This is a genomic window from Staphylococcus sp. SM3655 (genome assembly GCF_016917315.1).
Taxonomy (GTDB): Bacteria; Bacillota; Bacilli; order Staphylococcales; family Staphylococcaceae; genus Staphylococcus; species Staphylococcus aureus.
The window spans coordinates 2552347-2568915 of the sequence record NZ_CP070305.1 but is presented as its reverse complement, the minus strand read 5'-3'; the positions used below and the strand labels follow the sequence as shown (position 1 = coordinate 2568915).

Sequence of the window (16569 nt, the reverse complement as noted above, 5' to 3'; positions counted from 1 at the left end):
GTGAAAATATGAGCTGGTTTGATAAATTATTCGGCGAAGATAATGATTCAAATGATGACTTGATTCATAGAAAGAAAAAAAGACGTCAAGAATCACAAAATATAGATAACGATCATGACTCATTACTGCCTCAAAATAATGATATTTATAGTCGTCCGAGGGGAAAATTCCGTTTTCCTATGAGCGTAGCTTATGAAAATGAAAATGTTGAACAATCTGCAGATATTATTTCAGATGAAAAAGAACAATACCATCGAGACTATCGCAAACAAAGCCACGATTCTCGTTCACAAAAACGACATCGCCGTAGAAGAAATCAAACAACTGAAGAACAAAATTATAGTGAACAACGTGGGAATTCTAAAATATCACAGCAAAGTATAAAATATAAAGATCACTCACATTACCATACGAATAAGCCAGGTACATATGTTTCTGCAATTAATGGTATTGAGAAGGAAACGCACAAGTCAAAAACACATAATATGTATTCTAATAATACAAATCATCGTGCTAAAGATTCAACTCCAGATTATCACAAAGAAAGTTTCAAGACTTCAGAGGTACCGTCAGCTATTTTTGGCACAATGAAACCTAAAAAGTTAGAAAATGGTCGTATCCCTGTAAGTAAACCTTCAGAAAAAGTTGAGTCAGATAAACAAAAATATGATAAATATGTAGCTAAGACGCAAACGTCTCAAAATAAACAATTAGAACAAGAAAAACAAAATGATAGTGTTGTCAAACAAGGAACTGCATCTAAATCATCTGATGAAAATGTATCATCAACAACAAAATCAATGCCTAATTATTCAAAAGTTGATAATACTATCAAAATTGAAAATATTTATGCTTCACAAATTGTTGAAGAAATTAGACGTGAACGAGAACGTAAAGTGCTTCAAAAGCGTCGATTTAAAAAAGCGTTGCAACAAAAGCGTGAAGAACATAAAAACGAAGAGCAAGATGCAATACAACGTGCAATTGATGAAATGTATGCTAAACAAGCGGAACGCTATGTTGGTGATAGTTCATTAAATGATGATAGTGACTTAACAGATAATAGTACAGATGCTAGTCAGCTTCATACAAATGGCATAGAGAATGAAACTGTATCAAATGATGAAAATAAACAAGCGTCAATACAAAATGAAGACACTAATGACTCTCATGTAGATGAAAGTCCATACAATTATGAGGAAGTTAGTTTGAATCAAGTATCGACAACAAAACAATTGTCAGATGATGAAGTTACGGTTTCGAATGTAACGTCTCAACATCAATCAGCACTACAACATAACGTTGAAGTAAATGATAAAGATGAACTAAAAAATCAATCCAGATTAATTGCTGATTCAGAAGAAGATGGAGCAACGAATAAAGAAGAATATTCAGGAAGTCAAATCGATGATGCAGAATTTTATGAATTAAATGATACAGAAGTAGATGAGGATACTACTTCAAATATCGAAGATAATACCAATAAAAACGCGTCTGAAATGCATGTAGACGCTCCTAAAACGCAAGAGCACGCAGTAACTGAATCTCAAGTAAATAATATCGATAAAACGGTTGATAATGAAATTGAATTAGCACCGCGTCATAAAAAAGATGACCAAACAAACTTAAGTGTCAACTCATTGAAAACGAATATTGTGAATGATGGTCATGTTGTGGAAGATTCAAGCATGAATGAAATAGAAAAGCATAACGCAGAAATTACAGAAAATGTGCAAAACGAAACAGCTGAAAGTGAACAAAATGTCGAAGAGAAAACTATTGAAAACGTAAATCCAAAGAAACAGACTGAAAAGGTTTCAACTTTAAGTAAAAGACCATTTAATGTTGTCATGACGCCATCTGATAAAAAGCGTATGATGGATCGTAAAAAGCATTCAAAAGTCAATGTGCCTGAATTGAAGCCTGTACAAAGTAAGCAAGCTGTGAGTGAAAGCAAGACTGCGAGTCAAGCCACACCATCATCAAGCACTTATTCACAAGAGTCAAATACAAATGCATATAAAATAAATAATATGACATCAAATAATGTTGAGAACAATCAACTTATTGGTCATGCAGAAACAGAAAATGATTATCAAAATGCACAACAATATTCAGAGCAGAAACCTTCTGCTGATTCAACTCAAACGGAAATATTTGAAGAAAGCCAAGATGATAATCAATTGGAAAATGAGCAAGTTGATCAATCAACTTCGTCTTCAGTTTCAGAAGTAAGCGACATAACTGAAGAAAGCGAAGAAACAACACATCCAAACAATACTAGTGGACAACAAGATAATGATGATCAACAAAAAGATTTACAGCCTTCATTTTCAAATCAAAATGAAGATACAGCTAATGAAAATAGACCTCGGACGAACCAACCAGATGTTGCAACAAATCAAGCTGTACAAACAACTAAGCCGATGATTCGTAAAGGCCCAAATATTAAATTGCCAAGTGTTTCATTACTAGAAGAACCACAAGTTATTGAGCCGGACGTGGACTGGATTACAGATAAAAAGAAAGAACTTAATGACGCATTATTTTACTTTAATGTACCTGCAGAAGTACAAGATGTAACTGAAGGTCCAAGTGTTACAAGATTTGAATTATCAGTTGAAAAAGGTGTTAAAGTTTCAAGAATTACGGCATTACAAGATGACATTAAAATGGCATTGGCAGCGAAAGATATTCGTATAGAAGCGCCTATTCCAGGAACTAGTCGTGTTGGTATTGAAGTTCCGAACCAAAATCCAACGACGGTCAACTTACGTTCTATTATTGAATCTCCAAGTTTTAAAAATGCTGAATCTAAATTAACAGTTGCGATGGGGTATAGAATTAATAATGAACCATTACTTATGGATATTGCTAAAACGCCACACGCACTAATTGCAGGTGCAACTGGATCAGGGAAATCAGTTTGTATCAATAGTATTTTGATGTCTTTACTATATAAAAATCACCCTGAGGAATTAAGATTATTACTTATCGATCCAAAAATGGTTGAATTAGCTCCTTATAATGGTTTGCCACATTTAGTTGCACCGGTAATTACAGATGTCAAAGCAGCTACACAGAGTTTAAAATGGGCCGTAGAAGAAATGGAACGACGTTATAAGTTATTTGCACATTACCATGTACGCAATATAACAGCATTTAACAAAAAAGCACCATATGATGAAAGAATGCCAAAAATTGTCATTGTAATTGATGAGTTGGCTGATTTAATGATGATGGCTCCGCAAGAAGTTGAGCAGTCTATTGCTAGAATTGCTCAAAAAGCAAGAGCATGTGGTATTCATATGTTAGTAGCTACGCAAAGACCATCTGTCAATGTAATTACAGGTTTAATTAAAGCCAACATACCAACAAGAATTGCATTTATGGTATCATCAAGTGTAGATTCGAGAACGATATTAGACAGTGGTGGAGCAGAACGCTTGTTAGGATATGGCGATATGTTATATCTTGGTAGCGGTATGAATAAACCGATTAGAGTTCAAGGTACATTTGTTTCTGATGACGAAATTGATGATGTTGTTGATTTTATCAAACAACAAAGAGAACCGGACTATCTATTTGAAGAAAAAGAATTGTTGAAAAAAACACAAACACAATCACAAGATGAATTATTTGATGATGTTTGTGCATTTATGGTTAATGAAGGACATATTTCAACATCATTAATCCAAAGACATTTCCAAATTGGCTATAATAGAGCAGCAAGAATTATCGATCAATTAGAGCAACTCGGTTATGTTTCGAGTGCTAATGGTTCAAAACCAAGGGATGTTTATGTTACGGAAGCAGATTTAAATAAAGAATAATTATGAGTAAGGAGTTTTATATAATGACACACTATCATTTTGTCGGAATTAAAGGTTCTGGCATGAGTTCATTAGCACAAATCATGCATGATTTAGGACATGAAGTTCAAGGATCGGATATTGAGAACTACGTATTTACAGAAGTTGCTCTTAGAAATAAGGGGATAAAAATATTACCATTTGATGCTAATAACATAAAAGAAGATATGGTAGTTATACAAGGTAATGCATTCGCGAGTAGCCATGAAGAAATAGTACGTGCACATCAATTGAAATTAGATGTTGTAAGTTATAATGATTTTTTAGGACAGATTATTGATCAATATACTTCAGTAGCTGTAACTGGTGCACATGGTAAAACTTCTACAACAGGTTTATTATCACATGTTATGAATGGTGATAAAAAGACTTCATTTTTAATTGGTGATGGCACAGGTATGGGATTGCCTGAAAGTGATTATTTCGCTTTTGAGGCATGTGAATATAGACGTCACTTTTTAAGTTATAAACCTGATTACGCAATTATGACAAATATTGATTTCGATCATCCTGATTATTTTAAAGATATTAATGATGTTTTTGATGCATTCCAAGAAATGGCACATAATGTTAAAAAAGGTATTATTGCTTGGGGTGATGATGAACATCTACGTAAAATTGAAGCAGATGTTCCAATTTATTATTATGGATTTAAAGATTCGGATGACATTTATGCTCAAAATATTCAAATTACGGATAAAGGTACTGCTTTTGATGTGTATGTGGATGGTGAGTTTTATGATCACTTCCTGTCTCCACAATATGGTGACCATACAGTTTTAAATGCATTAGCTGTAATTGCGATTAGTTATTTAGAGAAGCTTGATGTTACAAATATTAAAGAAGCATTAGAAACGTTTGGTGGTGTTAAACGTCGTTTCAATGAAACTACAATTGCAAATCAAGTTATTGTAGATGATTATGCACACCATCCAAGAGAAATTAGTGCTACAATTGAAACAGCACGAAAGAAATATCCACATAAAGAAGTTGTTGCAGTATTTCAACCACACACTTTCTCTAGAACACAAGCATTTTTAAATGAATTTGCAGAAAGTTTAAGTAAAGCAGATCGTGTATTCTTATGTGAAATTTTTGGATCAATTAGAGAAAATACTGGCGCATTAACGATACAAGATTTAATTGATAAAATTGAAGGTGCATCGTTAATTAATGAAGATTCTATTAATGTATTAGAACAATTTGATAATGCTGTTGTTTTATTTATGGGTGCAGGTGATATTCAAAAATTACAAAATGCATATTTAGATAAATTAGGCATGAAAAATGCGTTTTAATATGTTTATAATAGAGTAGTATGGGTATTTATTATTAATGACATTATTACATGTTAATTAGGAGGCGTTTTTAATGGATTGGATTTTACCAATTGCTGGAATTATCGCTGCGATTGCATTCTTAATTTTATGTATCGGTATCGTAGCTGTATTAAATTCTGTTAAGAAAAACTTAGATTATGTTGCAAAAACACTTGACGGTGTAGAAGGTCAAGTTCAAGGTATTACTCGTGAAACAACAGATTTACTTCATAAAGTAAACCGTTTAACTGAGGATATCCAAGGTAAAGTAGATCGTTTAAACTCAGTTGTAGATGCTGTTAAAGGTATCGGTGACTCAGTACAAACGTTAAACAGCTCTGTAGATCGTGTAACAAATTCAATTACACATAATATTTCTCAAAATGAAGATAAAATCTCACAAGTTGTTCAATGGTCAAATGTTGCAATGGAAATTGCAGACAAATGGCAAAATAGACACTACCGTCGTGGAAGTGCAAATTACAAAGCTAATAATGTAGCAACTGATGCAAATCATAGCTATACTTCTCGAGTAGATAAATAATTAATAATTAAACAAATGCACTTAAATGAGGTTGTTACTTATTTAAGTGCATTTGTTATAGGAGGATACACAAATGACGCAACAACAAAATAATAAAAGAACATTAAAAAATAAACACACTTATCAAAATGAACCATTACCCAACCGTAAAGATTTTGTTGTTAGTTTTATAACTGGCGCGCTTGTTGGTTCAGCTTTAGGTTTGTATTTTAAAAATAAAGTTTATCAAAAAGCAGATGATTTAAAAGTCAAAGAACAAGAACTGTCGCAAAAATTTGAAGAAAGAAAAACGCAACTTGAAGAAACGGTTGCCTTTACAAAAGAACGTGTTGAAGGATTTTTAAACAAATCTAAAAATGAGCAAGCAGCATTAAAAGCACAACAAGCAGCAATAAAAGAAGAAGCAAGTGCAAATAATTTGAGTGATACATCACAAGAGGCACAAGAGATTCAAGAAGCTAAAAAAGAAGCACAAGCAGAAACGGATAAAAGTGCAGAAGTATCAAATAAAGAATCAAAAGCAGTGGCATTGAAAGCACAACAAGCAGCAATAAAAGAAGAAGCAAGTGCAAATAATTTGAGTGATACATCACAAGAGGCACAAGAGATTCAAGAAGCTAAAAAAGAAGTACAAGCAGAAACGGATAAAAGTGCAGAAGTATCAAATAAAGAATCAAAAGCAGTGGCATTGAAAGCACAACAAGCAGCGATAAAAGAAGAAGCAAGTGCAAATAATTTAAGTGATACATCACAAGAGGCACAAGAGGTTCAAGAAGCTAAAAAAGAAGCACAAGCAGAGAAAGACAGTGACACATCAACTAAAGATGCAAGTGCAGCAAAGGTAGAAGTATCAAAACCAGAGTCACAAGCTGAAAGATTAGCAAACGCTGCAAAACAGAAGCAAGCTAAATTAACACCAGGTTCAAAAGAGAGTCAATTAACTGAAGCGTTATTTGCAGAAAAACCAGTTGCTAAAAATGACTTGAAAGAAATTCCTCAATTAGTTACTAAAAAGAATGACGTATCAGAGACAGTTAATACAGATAATAAAGACACTGTTAAACAAAAAGAAGCTAAATTTGAAAATGGTGTTATTACACGTAAAGCTGATGAAAAAACAACTAATAATACAGCTATTGACAAGAAATCAGGTAAACAATCTAAAAAAACAACACCTTCAAATAAACGAAATGCATCAAAAGCATCTACAAATAAAACTTCAGGTCAGAAAAAGCAACATAATAAGAAATCAGCACAAGGTGCTAAGAAACAAAGTAGTTCAAGTAAGTCAACTCAAAAGAATAATCAAATTAGTAATAAGAATTCAAAAACAACAAATGCTAAGTCATCCAATGCATCAAAAACGTCAAATGCTAAAGTTGAAAAAGCTAAAAGTAAAATAGAAAAACGTACATTCAATGACTAAGATTACTAAAATCGTTTAATAATCAATCATAGCAGTAAGCTATGTATTATATTTTTAAAAATTGAATTTCAAAATAAAAGGTAGGCATTCAGGTGCTTACCTTTTTTGATATCATCAGTTTATTTTGAAAGGCAACGCGATCATTCCATGTATTTATGTTGTTTGTAACATCGTTAGATTACAATTGTGATATTGCACATTTTAAGCTAAAGATGGAAAAATATTCGATAATCAAATAAACAATGAATCTTAGAAGATACAATGATGTTCACTAATTCAAATATAGCCGAATATGTTGGTGAGTGATGTTCACTATAGATTTATATTAATATACAAAGGTTGTTAATTTTTATTAAGCGTTAGGTTGTAAGTATTAGATTTTTAGATTTATAATAGACATCAGAAACGAAAATTTTTCTTAAAAGCATAAATGTCTATTCAAAATAAGCTATAATGGTAACACAAATTAAATCAATCATCATTGGGTATTTAATATCAAAATAGAATAAAAATTTTCCAACAAAAGCCAAAAAACTTAAAATGGTAGTCTCGAATCATATAATTAGAAAATTGATTATTTTCTGTCAATTTAGGGTTGAACTATACATATGATATTGTTAGAATATTTTTTAACATTATATTTTATTGCTTTAAAGTGGAATATACTTGAAATAATTCGTAGAGGTGAGTAAGGATGAGTAATAAATTAGAATCATACAGAAGTGAGATTGTCTCACTGAATCATCAAATTTTAGATTTATTATCTAAACGTGGTGAACTAGCACAAAAAATTGGGGAGGAAAAATTAAAACAAGGTACACGTATCTATGATCCACAACGCGAAAAAGAAATGCTTAACGACTTAATTGATAGCAACAAAGGACCATTTAACGATAATACAATTAAGCAATTATTTAAAGAAATTTTTAAAGCCTCTACAGATTTACAAAAATCTGAAAATGAAAAACACTTATACGTATCACGTAAGTTGAAACCTGAAGATACGATTGTAACATTTGATAATGGGGGCATTATTGGAGACGGCAATAAATCATTTGTATTTGGGCCATGTTCAGTTGAATCATTTGAACAAGTTGAAGCTGTTGCTAAAAACTTACATGCTAAAGGTGAAAAATTTATTCGTGGCGGTGCATTTAAACCACGTACATCACCATATGATTTCCAAGGCCTAGGTGTTGAAGGACTTAAAATACTTAAACAGATTAAAGATAAATATGATTTAAATGTTGTCAGCGAAATCGTAAATCCAAATGATTTTGAAGTGGCTGATGAGTATTTAGACGTATTCCAAATTGGTGCACGTAATATGCAAAACTTCGAGTTATTAAAAGAAGCTGGCCGTACGAAAAAGCCTATTCTATTAAAACGTGGTTTATCTGCTACAATCGAAGAGTTTGTTTATGCAGCTGAATACATTGCTTCACAAGGTAATCAAAACATTATTTTATGTGAACGTGGAATCCGAACTTATGAAAAGGCGACACGTAACACTTTAGATATTTCAGCAGTACCAATTTTAAAACAAGGTACACACTTACCAGTCATGGTAGATGTTACGCATAGTACAGGTCGTAAAGATATCATGTTACCAACTGCGAAAGCAGCATTAGCAGTTGGTGCTGATGGAGTTATGGCTGAGGTGCATCCAGATCCATCTGTTGCACTTAGTGATGCGGGTCAACAAATGGATTTAGATGAATTCCAAGCATTTTATGATGAATTAAAGCCTTTAGCTGATTTATATAACGCTAAAAAGTTAAAATAATATTCCAAGGAAACTATAGACTACTTAACTAATATGTCATGTTGAAGTAGAATATTATCTTTGAATCGACAATTTTAAACTTATAGCCATTCTAAGAGTATATTACTTTTAGAGTGGCTATTATTTTTTGTATAGAAATAAAGGTATACTGCACTTAACGATTGTTATAATACTTCGACACTTGTTCAATTTCACAATTATTAAAGATTATGACTGATAGCAGTAATTAAAATTATAACTATGAATTATCTGTAAAATATAATAGATTCACACATTTGTTGCTGAAATGTGAACATTTTTCAACAAATGCAATTGATATTTGAAAAGGCTTTCTCAAAACATTACAATTAAAAATGAAAAAAGTTTATATAAAATTAAAATATATCGTTCGTTATCATTTAGCGTTTGTATTTATTTCAAGTTTTTCGCTAAATTTTTCCAAACAAAAATATGTTACTGTAAATTAAAATATGGTAAACTATGAAAATGAAATGAAAACATGTTATTATAATGAATAAAACGTTTACAAGGAGGAAATTATGACAGTTACTATATATGATGTAGCAAGAGAAGCGCGTGTCTCTATGGCCACAGTGTCGCGTGTTGTTAATGGGAACCAAAATGTTAAAGCAGAAACTAAAAATAAAGTTAACGAAGTCATTAAGCGTTTGAATTATCGTCCAAATGCTGTTGCTAGAGGTTTAGCTAGTAAAAAGACAACAACAGTAGGTGTGATCATTCCAGATATATCTAATATCTATTATTCACAACTTGCTCGTGGACTTGAAGATATTGCAACAATGTATAAATATCACTCAATTATTTCAAATTCAGATAACGATCCTGAAAAGGAAAAAGAAATTTTTAATAACTTATTAAGTAAACAGGTTGATGGTATTATTTTCCTTGGTGGTACAATTACTGAAGAAATGAAAGAATTGATAAATCAATCATCTGTACCTGTAGTAGTATCAGGAACAAATGGTAAGGATGCACATATAGCATCAGTTAATATTGATTTTACTGAAGCTGCGAAAGAAATTACGGGAGAATTAATTGAAAAAGGCGCTAAATCATTTGCTTTAGTAGGTGGAGAACATTCTAAAAAAGCTCAAGAAGATGTTTTAGAAGGTTTAACTGAAGTGTTAAATAAAAATGGTCTTCAATTAGGTGATACATTGAATTGTTCTGGTGCTGAAAGTTATAAAGAAGGCGTAAAAGCTTTTGCCAAAATGAAAGGTAATCTTCCAGATGCTATATTATGTATCAGTGACGAAGAAGCTATTGGTATTATGCATAGTGCAATGGATGCTGGTATTAAAGTTCCAGAGGAATTACAAATTATTAGTTTCAATAATACACGTTTAGTTGAGATGGTTAGACCACAACTTTCTAGTGTTATTCAACCATTATATGATATCGGTGCAGTAGGGATGCGCTTATTAACAAAATATATGAACGATGAAAAGATAGAAGAACCAAATGTAGTTTTACCTCACAGAATTGAATACCGAGGAACTACAAAATAAATTCACAAAATTAGGCATTCATCTAACGACCCGAATTATATGGGTGTTGGAAGAATGCCTTTTATTTATCTTTTAAAATCGTTGCAGATTAGGTTACTTATTGACGAGTAGATTCGTACCAACTCGCTATATGTAAAGCTAATTTTTTATTTTTTTCACTAATTTCTTTTGTGCGGGGGACATAGGTATAATCATTTAAACGATCTTCCCATCTTTTAGGTAATAATTCAGATGAATAATGTTTCCATTTATTAATCCATTCTAACGGTAAATAACCACTTTGAATTGGTTGATCAATTAAACTTAAGAATACATGACTCCATGCACGTGGTACGACTCTCCAAATATTGTAGCCTCCGCCACCAAACATAATTACCTTTCCATTCGTATAAGTATCAGCTAAATATTTTACAAAATATGGGATTTCATATAATGAATGTAACGTACAATTTAGATGAGTTAGTGGATCACGATAATGTATATCGACACCATTTACGCTTAGAATAATATCAGGTTTAAAACTCTTTACGACAGGCTCAACTGTTAATTTAAAACACTCCAAAAATGATGCATCTTCTGTATACGGTTCAAGTGGGACATTTACAGTGTGTCCATAGCCGATATCTTCACCGCGTTCAGTATAGTGACCAGAGCCTGGGAAAAGAAACTTTCCGGTTTCATGGATAGAATAAGTAGTAACATGGTTATCGGCATAGAAACTCCATTGTGTACCATCTCCATGATGTGCATCGGTATCTATGATTAAAACGCGTTGATTGTATTCTTTAGCTAAGTATTGTGCGGTAATTGCAATATCATTGTATATACAAAAACCACTTGCTCGACCAGGTTGAGCGTGATGCAAACCACCACCTAAGTGACAACCATTTAATACTTTGCCTGACATAATAAGATCTGCTAAAGTTAAAGCGCCTCCAACAATTGTGGCACTATGGCGGTGCATATGCTTAAATTGACCATTCTCTTCATCATTTAATCCATATTTCTTAGCCTCATCTTCACTGATAATGCCATGTGAAGCATGCTTAATAGCTTCGACGTAATCATATTTATGAATTAACATTAATTCGTCATCTGTTGCAATTCTAGGTTGTACTATTTGTTCTGGAGACAATAAATTTGCATTCAAAAGTAGCTCTGTTGTTAATTTTAAACGCATTTGATTGAAGGGATGTTGGTCATGAAATCGATATTGTAATAACTTATCTGAATAAACATATGCAGTTTTTGATGAATGTTGTTGCATATAATCCCTCCGATATTCCAAAAATTAAAAGAAAAACCGATTCATATAACGAATATCATCAAACGCTTGTTGCTGTTCTAATGTAATGTTTTTGCCAATTCTTGCCATTAAACAATTAGCTGGATGACTTGTTATTTCTGGATCATCTGTAGCGAATATTTCAAGTCCACCAGTTGCCATTAACCGCTGCATTAATTTTTTATAGTCAAATACATCTAACTTTGAATTTTTTAAATCCCAATGCCAGTAATATTCTGTAGTTATAACGATATAATTCTCGAATTCTGGTGTAGAAAGGCTAAGTTGTATCAGCTTTTCTGCAAGTTGTAATTGCCTAAAATTGATGCTGACTTCAATTGCCCCCAATTCGATTAAATATGGAAGGTTACCTGTAGACCAGCGCTCAATTTCATCAGGATAGTGGAAAGTGACATAACCCACAATGAGTTGATCTTGGCGAGCAACATAAATTCTACCTTCTGGTAATGTTGTAATTTCTAACAAAGCTTCATACTGATCTTCAGCATCTCTAAATGCGGTTAAATGCGCATCGAAAGTAAGCGCTTTCAAATCTTCGTATGTTAAAGGACCTTCAATAACAAATTGCTTGTCATGAATGTAATAATCTTCCGATTGATACGTCTTTAAATGATTCATATTTTCAACTCCTCAATCGACGTCGTGATTGTATTAAATTCATTATATAGAAAATTTACAATAATTAATACTAGAAAAAGAATAAAAGTAAAAATTTTGAATAATTAGAAATGTTATGTATAATATTGAGAAAGAAAGCGTTTTCGCATAACAAAGGGGGAGTTTCAAATGAAAGTCGAAGTTTATAAAGGAGCGCAAGGCAAACATAACCTTAAAGATTATGAAGAAACATATAATACTTTTGATTGGAAAGACGTAGAACAAGCATTTTCTTGGAGTGAAACTGGAAAAATGAACATGGCATATGAATGTATAGATCGCCATGTAGATCAAGGATTAGGGGATAAAATAGCGTTAAATTACAAAGATGAGCACAGAAAAGAATCGTATACTTATAAAGATATGCAACGGTTATCTAATAAAGCAGCGAATGTTTTGTCTGAACATGCAGAAGTTGACAAAGGTGACAGAGTATTTATATTTATGTCGCGTACACCTGAACTATATTTTGCGTTGTTAGGTGTTTTAAAAATTGGTGCAATTGTTGGGCCGTTATTTGAAGCATTTATGGAAAAGGCAGTTGCTGATAGATTAGAGAACAGTGAAGCTAAAGTGTTAATTACTAATAAGGCATTGTTACCTCGAGTACCTGTAGATAAATTACCGAACTTGAAAAAAATTGTTGTCGTAGATGAGGATGTAGAAGACAATTACATAGACTTCATTAGTTTGATGGAAACTGCTAGCGATGAATTTGACATTGAATGGTTAAAGTCGGATGATGGTTTGATTTTACATTATACATCAGGTTCTACTGGGCAACCTAAAGGTGTATTGCATGTTCAACAAGCAATGTTAGTGCACTATATTTCTGGAAAATATGTATTAGATTTACAAGAAGATGATGTTTATTGGTGTACAGCAGATCCAGGTTGGGTTACAGGAACATCTTATGGTATTTTTGCACCATGGTTAAATGGCGCTACAAATTGTATAGCTGGTGGTCGCTTTTCACCAGAACAGTGGTATAGTATGATTGAAGATTTTAAAGTGACGATTTGGTATACGGCACCAACAGCTTTAAGAATGTTAATGAGTGCTGGTGACGATATTGTTGAGAAATATGACTTGTCATCGTTACGTTCGATTCTATCAGTAGGTGAGCCTTTAAATCCTGAAGTTATAAAATGGGCGAAAAAAGTATACGGTTTAACGGTGTTAGATACTTGGTGGATGACAGAAACAGGTGGACATATGATTGTTAACTATCCAACGATGGACGTCAAGCTTGGCTCAATGGGCAAACCATTACCTGGTATTCAAGCTGCAATTATCGATGATGCAGGTAATGAATTACCACCAAATCGAATGGGCAACCTTGCTATAAAAAAAGGCTGGCCATCAATGATGTATCGTATCTGGAAGAATCCAGAAAAATATAAGTCATATTTTATTGGAGACTGGTATGTATCTGGTGATTCGGCATATAAAGATGAAGATGGTTACTTCTGGTTCCAAGGACGTGTTGATGATGTAATTATGACAGCTGGTGAACGAGTTGGAACATTTGAGGTTGAGTCTAAATTGGTTGAACACGAAGCAGTTGCCGAAGCAGGAATTATTGGTAAACCTGATCCAGTTCGCGGTGAAATAATTAAGGCGTTTGTTGCACTGAGAAAAGGATATGAACCAACAGACGAATTAAAAGAAGAAATTCGTTTATTTGTTAAAGAAGGTTTGTCGGCACATGCAGCACCACGTGAAATCGAATTTAAAGATAAATTACCTAAAACACGCTCAGGTAAAATTATGAGACGTGTATTAAAAGCTTGGGAATTAAATTTAGATGCAGGGGATTTAAGTACAATGGAATAATGACATGAATGTTATTGAAGATTTCTTTCGAAGAATAAAGGGAGACAACATATTTCATGTTAATGTTTAAATATTAGTTTACTTTATGATAAGCAATATAAAGAGCTGTTAACTTGTGTCATATCATTTCGTAGAAAGCATTTGAAAATGATGACATAACAATAATGGCATATCTTTATATTGCTTTTTATTTTTAATATGATCTTTGGAAGATGATTATTTTAAATAATAGAAAAATATAGTTATCAATAGTATCAAGCGCTAAAAGTTTTATAATACAAAACTTTAATAAGTGAATTTATTGCAAAAATGAAAGCGCTAACCCGATTTAGTCGACAAGTTTTTAACAGTTCGTTATTATATGAATGTAAGTAAAAATTTCTTAGCTACAACTTACATATTATAAATGCATAAATTAAACAAAAAGGGGCGAAAAAAGTTGACTCATTTATCAGATTTAGATATTGCGAATCAATCAACACTACAACCAATTAAGGATATTGCTGCATCAGTAGGTATTTCAGAGGATGCATTAGAACCTTATGGTCATTACAAAGCTAAAATCGACATTAATAAAATTACGCCAAGAGAAAACAAAGGGAAAGTTGTTTTAGTAACTGCGATGAGCCCAACACCAGCTGGTGAAGGTAAATCAACGGTTACAGTTGGTTTAGCTGATGCATTCCATGAGTTAAATAAAAACGTTATGGTTGCATTAAGAGAGCCTGCTTTAGGACCAACATTTGGTATCAAAGGTGGTGCGACTGGTGGTGGTTATGCGCAAGTCTTACCTATGGAAGATATCAACTTACATTTCAACGGAGATTTCCATGCGATTACAACTGCAAATAATGCATTGTCTGCGTTTATCGATAATCATATTCACCAAGGTAACGAATTAGGAATCGATCAAAGACGTATTGAGTGGAAACGTGTATTAGATATGAATGATCGTGCACTTAGACATGTAAACGTTGGGTTAGGTGGACCTACAAATGGTGTACCACGTGAAGATGGCTTTAATATTACAGTAGCGTCTGAAATTATGGCGATTTTATGTTTAAGTAGAAGTATTAAAGACTTAAAAGATAAAATTAGTCGTATTACTATTGGTTACACTAGAGATCGCAAGCCAGTTACAGTTGCAGATTTAAAAGTGGAAGGTGCACTTGCAATGATTTTAAAAGATGCAATAAAACCAAACTTAGTACAATCAATTGAAGGGACACCTGCATTAGTTCATGGTGGACCATTTGCGAATATCGCACACGGTTGTAACTCAATTTTAGCAACTGAAACAGCACGTGATTTAGCTGATATCGTTGTAACGGAAGCTGGATTTGGTTCAGACTTAGGCGCTGAAAAATTCATGGACATTAAAGCGCGTGAAGCAGGATTTGATCCGGCAGCTGTCGTTGTTGTTGCGACAATTCGTGCGTTAAAAATGCATGGTGGTGTAGCGAAAGATAATTTAAAAGAAGAAAATGTAGAAGCAGTAAAAGCAGGAATTGTTAATTTAGAGCGTCATGTTAATAATATTAAAAAATTCGGTGTAGAACCGGTTGTTGCAATTAATGCATTTATACATGATACCGATGCAGAAGTAGAATATGTAAAATCTTGGGCTAAAGAAAATAACGTACGAATTGCCTTAACTGAAGTTTGGGAAAAAGGTGGTAAAGGTGGCGTTGACTTAGCAAATGAAGTATTAGAAGTCATTGATCAACCTAATTCATTTAAACCTTTATATGAATTAGAATTACCATTAGAGCAAAAGATTGAAAAGATTGTGACTGAAATCTATGGCGGTTCAAAAGTAACGTTTAGCAGTAAAGCGCAAAAACAATTAAAACAATTTAAAGAAAATGGTTGGGATAATTACCCAGTATGTATGGCGAAAACACAATATTCATTCTCAGATGATCAAACGTTGTTAGGTGCACCATCAGGATTTGAAATTACAATTCGTGAATTAGAAGCGAAAACAGGTGCAGGATTTATCGTAGCGTTGACAGGTGCAATCATGACTATGCCTGGTTTACCTAAAAAACCAGCAGCATTAAACATGGATGTTACTGATGATGGTCATGCAATTGGGTTATTCTAATAAATCATGTCAATTGTTTAATAAAGATAAGTAAATAGTTTAATAGACCGGACTGTTGGAGATGCATTATTTCAGCAGTTCGGTTTTTTGCTGTGCTAAAAATAGATTCCATTTGGCGAATCTAACGACAATGTTTGAAGGTGGTTAATTAATGTATATGAAGATAAAAAGTGGGTTTGAAGAATAG

12 protein-coding genes are annotated in these 16569 nt (G+C 32.9%); 10 read left to right on the top strand and 2 right to left on the bottom strand.

The window, feature by feature from the left end:
• Positions 1 to 8 precede the first annotated feature (8 nt).
• The 8 genes from JQN76_RS12480 to ccpA all read left to right on the top strand — a co-directional run bounded on the left by JQN76_RS12480 (position 9) and on the right by ccpA (position 10476).
• A complete protein-coding gene (locus tag JQN76_RS12480) occupies positions 9 to 3833 on the top strand; it encodes a DNA translocase FtsK (RefSeq protein ID WP_000118284.1) in 3825 nt (1274 codons plus the stop codon).
• A 23-nt stretch (positions 3834 to 3856) separates the two neighbouring features.
• Positions 3857 to 5170, top strand: a complete 1314-nt coding sequence (murC, locus tag JQN76_RS12475; protein WP_000150169.1) for a UDP-N-acetylmuramate--L-alanine ligase — start codon at positions 3857 to 3859, stop codon at positions 5168 to 5170.
• A gap of 73 nt (positions 5171 to 5243) precedes the next feature.
• On the top strand, positions 5244 to 5735 hold the full coding sequence (locus tag JQN76_RS12470; protein WP_000383814.1) for a DUF948 domain-containing protein: 492 nt from the start codon (positions 5244 to 5246) through the stop codon (positions 5733 to 5735).
• Positions 5736 to 5808: 73 nt separating this feature from the next.
• Positions 5809 to 7161 carry a coiled-coil domain-containing protein gene (locus JQN76_RS12465; protein ID WP_000193946.1) on the top strand — a complete coding sequence of 451 codons (1353 nt, stop codon included), beginning with the start codon at positions 5809 to 5811 and terminating at the stop codon, positions 7159 to 7161.
• Between the two features lie 155 nt (positions 7162 to 7316).
• Positions 7317 to 7400: a hypothetical protein gene (locus tag JQN76_RS12460; protein ID WP_031797498.1), complete on the top strand. Its 84-nt coding sequence runs from the start codon at positions 7317 to 7319 to the stop codon at positions 7398 to 7400.
• Positions 7401 to 7855: 455 nt separating this feature from the next.
• Entirely contained in the window at positions 7856 to 8947 is a 1092-nt protein-coding gene (locus tag JQN76_RS12455) for a bifunctional 3-deoxy-7-phosphoheptulonate synthase/chorismate mutase (RefSeq protein ID WP_000066378.1), read from the top strand.
• 353 nt (positions 8948 to 9300) lie between these two features.
• Positions 9301 to 9414 carry a hypothetical protein gene (locus tag JQN76_RS12450; protein WP_001788994.1) on the top strand — a complete coding sequence of 38 codons (114 nt, stop codon included), beginning with the start codon at positions 9301 to 9303 and terminating at the stop codon, positions 9412 to 9414.
• A gap of 72 nt (positions 9415 to 9486) precedes the next feature.
• Positions 9487 to 10476 carry a catabolite control protein A gene (gene ccpA / locus JQN76_RS12445; RefSeq protein WP_000219066.1) on the top strand — a complete coding sequence of 330 codons (990 nt, stop codon included), beginning with the start codon at positions 9487 to 9489 and terminating at the stop codon, positions 10474 to 10476.
• 97 nt (positions 10477 to 10573) lie between these two features.
• On the opposite strand, the gene JQN76_RS12440 is transcribed toward ccpA, so the two are convergent.
• Positions 10574 to 11743: an acetoin utilization protein AcuC gene (locus JQN76_RS12440; protein WP_001184008.1), complete on the bottom strand. Its 1170-nt coding sequence runs from the start codon at positions 11741 to 11743 to the stop codon at positions 10574 to 10576.
• A gap of 24 nt (positions 11744 to 11767) precedes the next feature.
• On the bottom strand, positions 11768 to 12400 hold the full coding sequence (locus JQN76_RS12435; protein ID WP_001016008.1) for a GNAT family N-acetyltransferase: 633 nt from the start codon (positions 12398 to 12400) through the stop codon (positions 11768 to 11770).
• Between the two features lie 168 nt (positions 12401 to 12568).
• Between JQN76_RS12435 and acsA the strand changes: the two genes are divergently transcribed.
• Positions 12569 to 14275: an acetate--CoA ligase gene (gene acsA / locus JQN76_RS12430; protein WP_205397775.1), complete on the top strand. Its 1707-nt coding sequence runs from the start codon at positions 12569 to 12571 to the stop codon at positions 14273 to 14275.
• A gap of 439 nt (positions 14276 to 14714) precedes the next feature.
• On the top strand, positions 14715 to 16382 hold the full coding sequence (locus JQN76_RS12425) for a formate--tetrahydrofolate ligase (RefSeq protein ID WP_000149403.1): 1668 nt from the start codon (positions 14715 to 14717) through the stop codon (positions 16380 to 16382).
• The last annotated feature ends 187 nt before the right edge of the window (positions 16383 to 16569 follow it).

Bases quoted from the DNA above. Each gene is read 5' to 3' on its own strand.
- JQN76_RS12460 (WP_031797498.1), top strand. From the start codon at position 7,317: ATGTTGTTTGTAACATCGTTAGATTACAATTGTGATATTGCACATTTT.
- acsA (WP_205397775.1), top strand. From the start codon at position 12,569: ATGAAAGTCGAAGTTTATAAAGGAGCGCAAGGCAAACATAACCTTAAA.
- ccpA (WP_000219066.1), top strand. From the start codon at position 9,487: ATGACAGTTACTATATATGATGTAGCAAGAGAAGCGCGTGTCTCTATG.
- JQN76_RS12450 (WP_001788994.1), top strand. From the start codon at position 9,301: ATGAAAAAAGTTTATATAAAATTAAAATATATCGTTCGTTATCATTTA.
- JQN76_RS12435 (WP_001016008.1), bottom strand. From the start codon at position 12,400: ATGAATCATTTAAAGACGTATCAATCGGAAGATTATTACATTCATGAC.
- JQN76_RS12440 (WP_001184008.1), bottom strand. From the start codon at position 11,743: ATGCAACAACATTCATCAAAAACTGCATATGTTTATTCAGATAAGTTA.
- JQN76_RS12455 (WP_000066378.1), top strand. From the start codon at position 7,856: ATGAGTAATAAATTAGAATCATACAGAAGTGAGATTGTCTCACTGAAT.
- JQN76_RS12470 (WP_000383814.1), top strand. From the start codon at position 5,244: ATGGATTGGATTTTACCAATTGCTGGAATTATCGCTGCGATTGCATTC.
- JQN76_RS12480 (WP_000118284.1), top strand. From the start codon at position 9: ATGAGCTGGTTTGATAAATTATTCGGCGAAGATAATGATTCAAATGAT.
- murC (WP_000150169.1), top strand. From the start codon at position 3,857: ATGACACACTATCATTTTGTCGGAATTAAAGGTTCTGGCATGAGTTCA.
- JQN76_RS12465 (WP_000193946.1), top strand. From the start codon at position 5,809: ATGACGCAACAACAAAATAATAAAAGAACATTAAAAAATAAACACACT.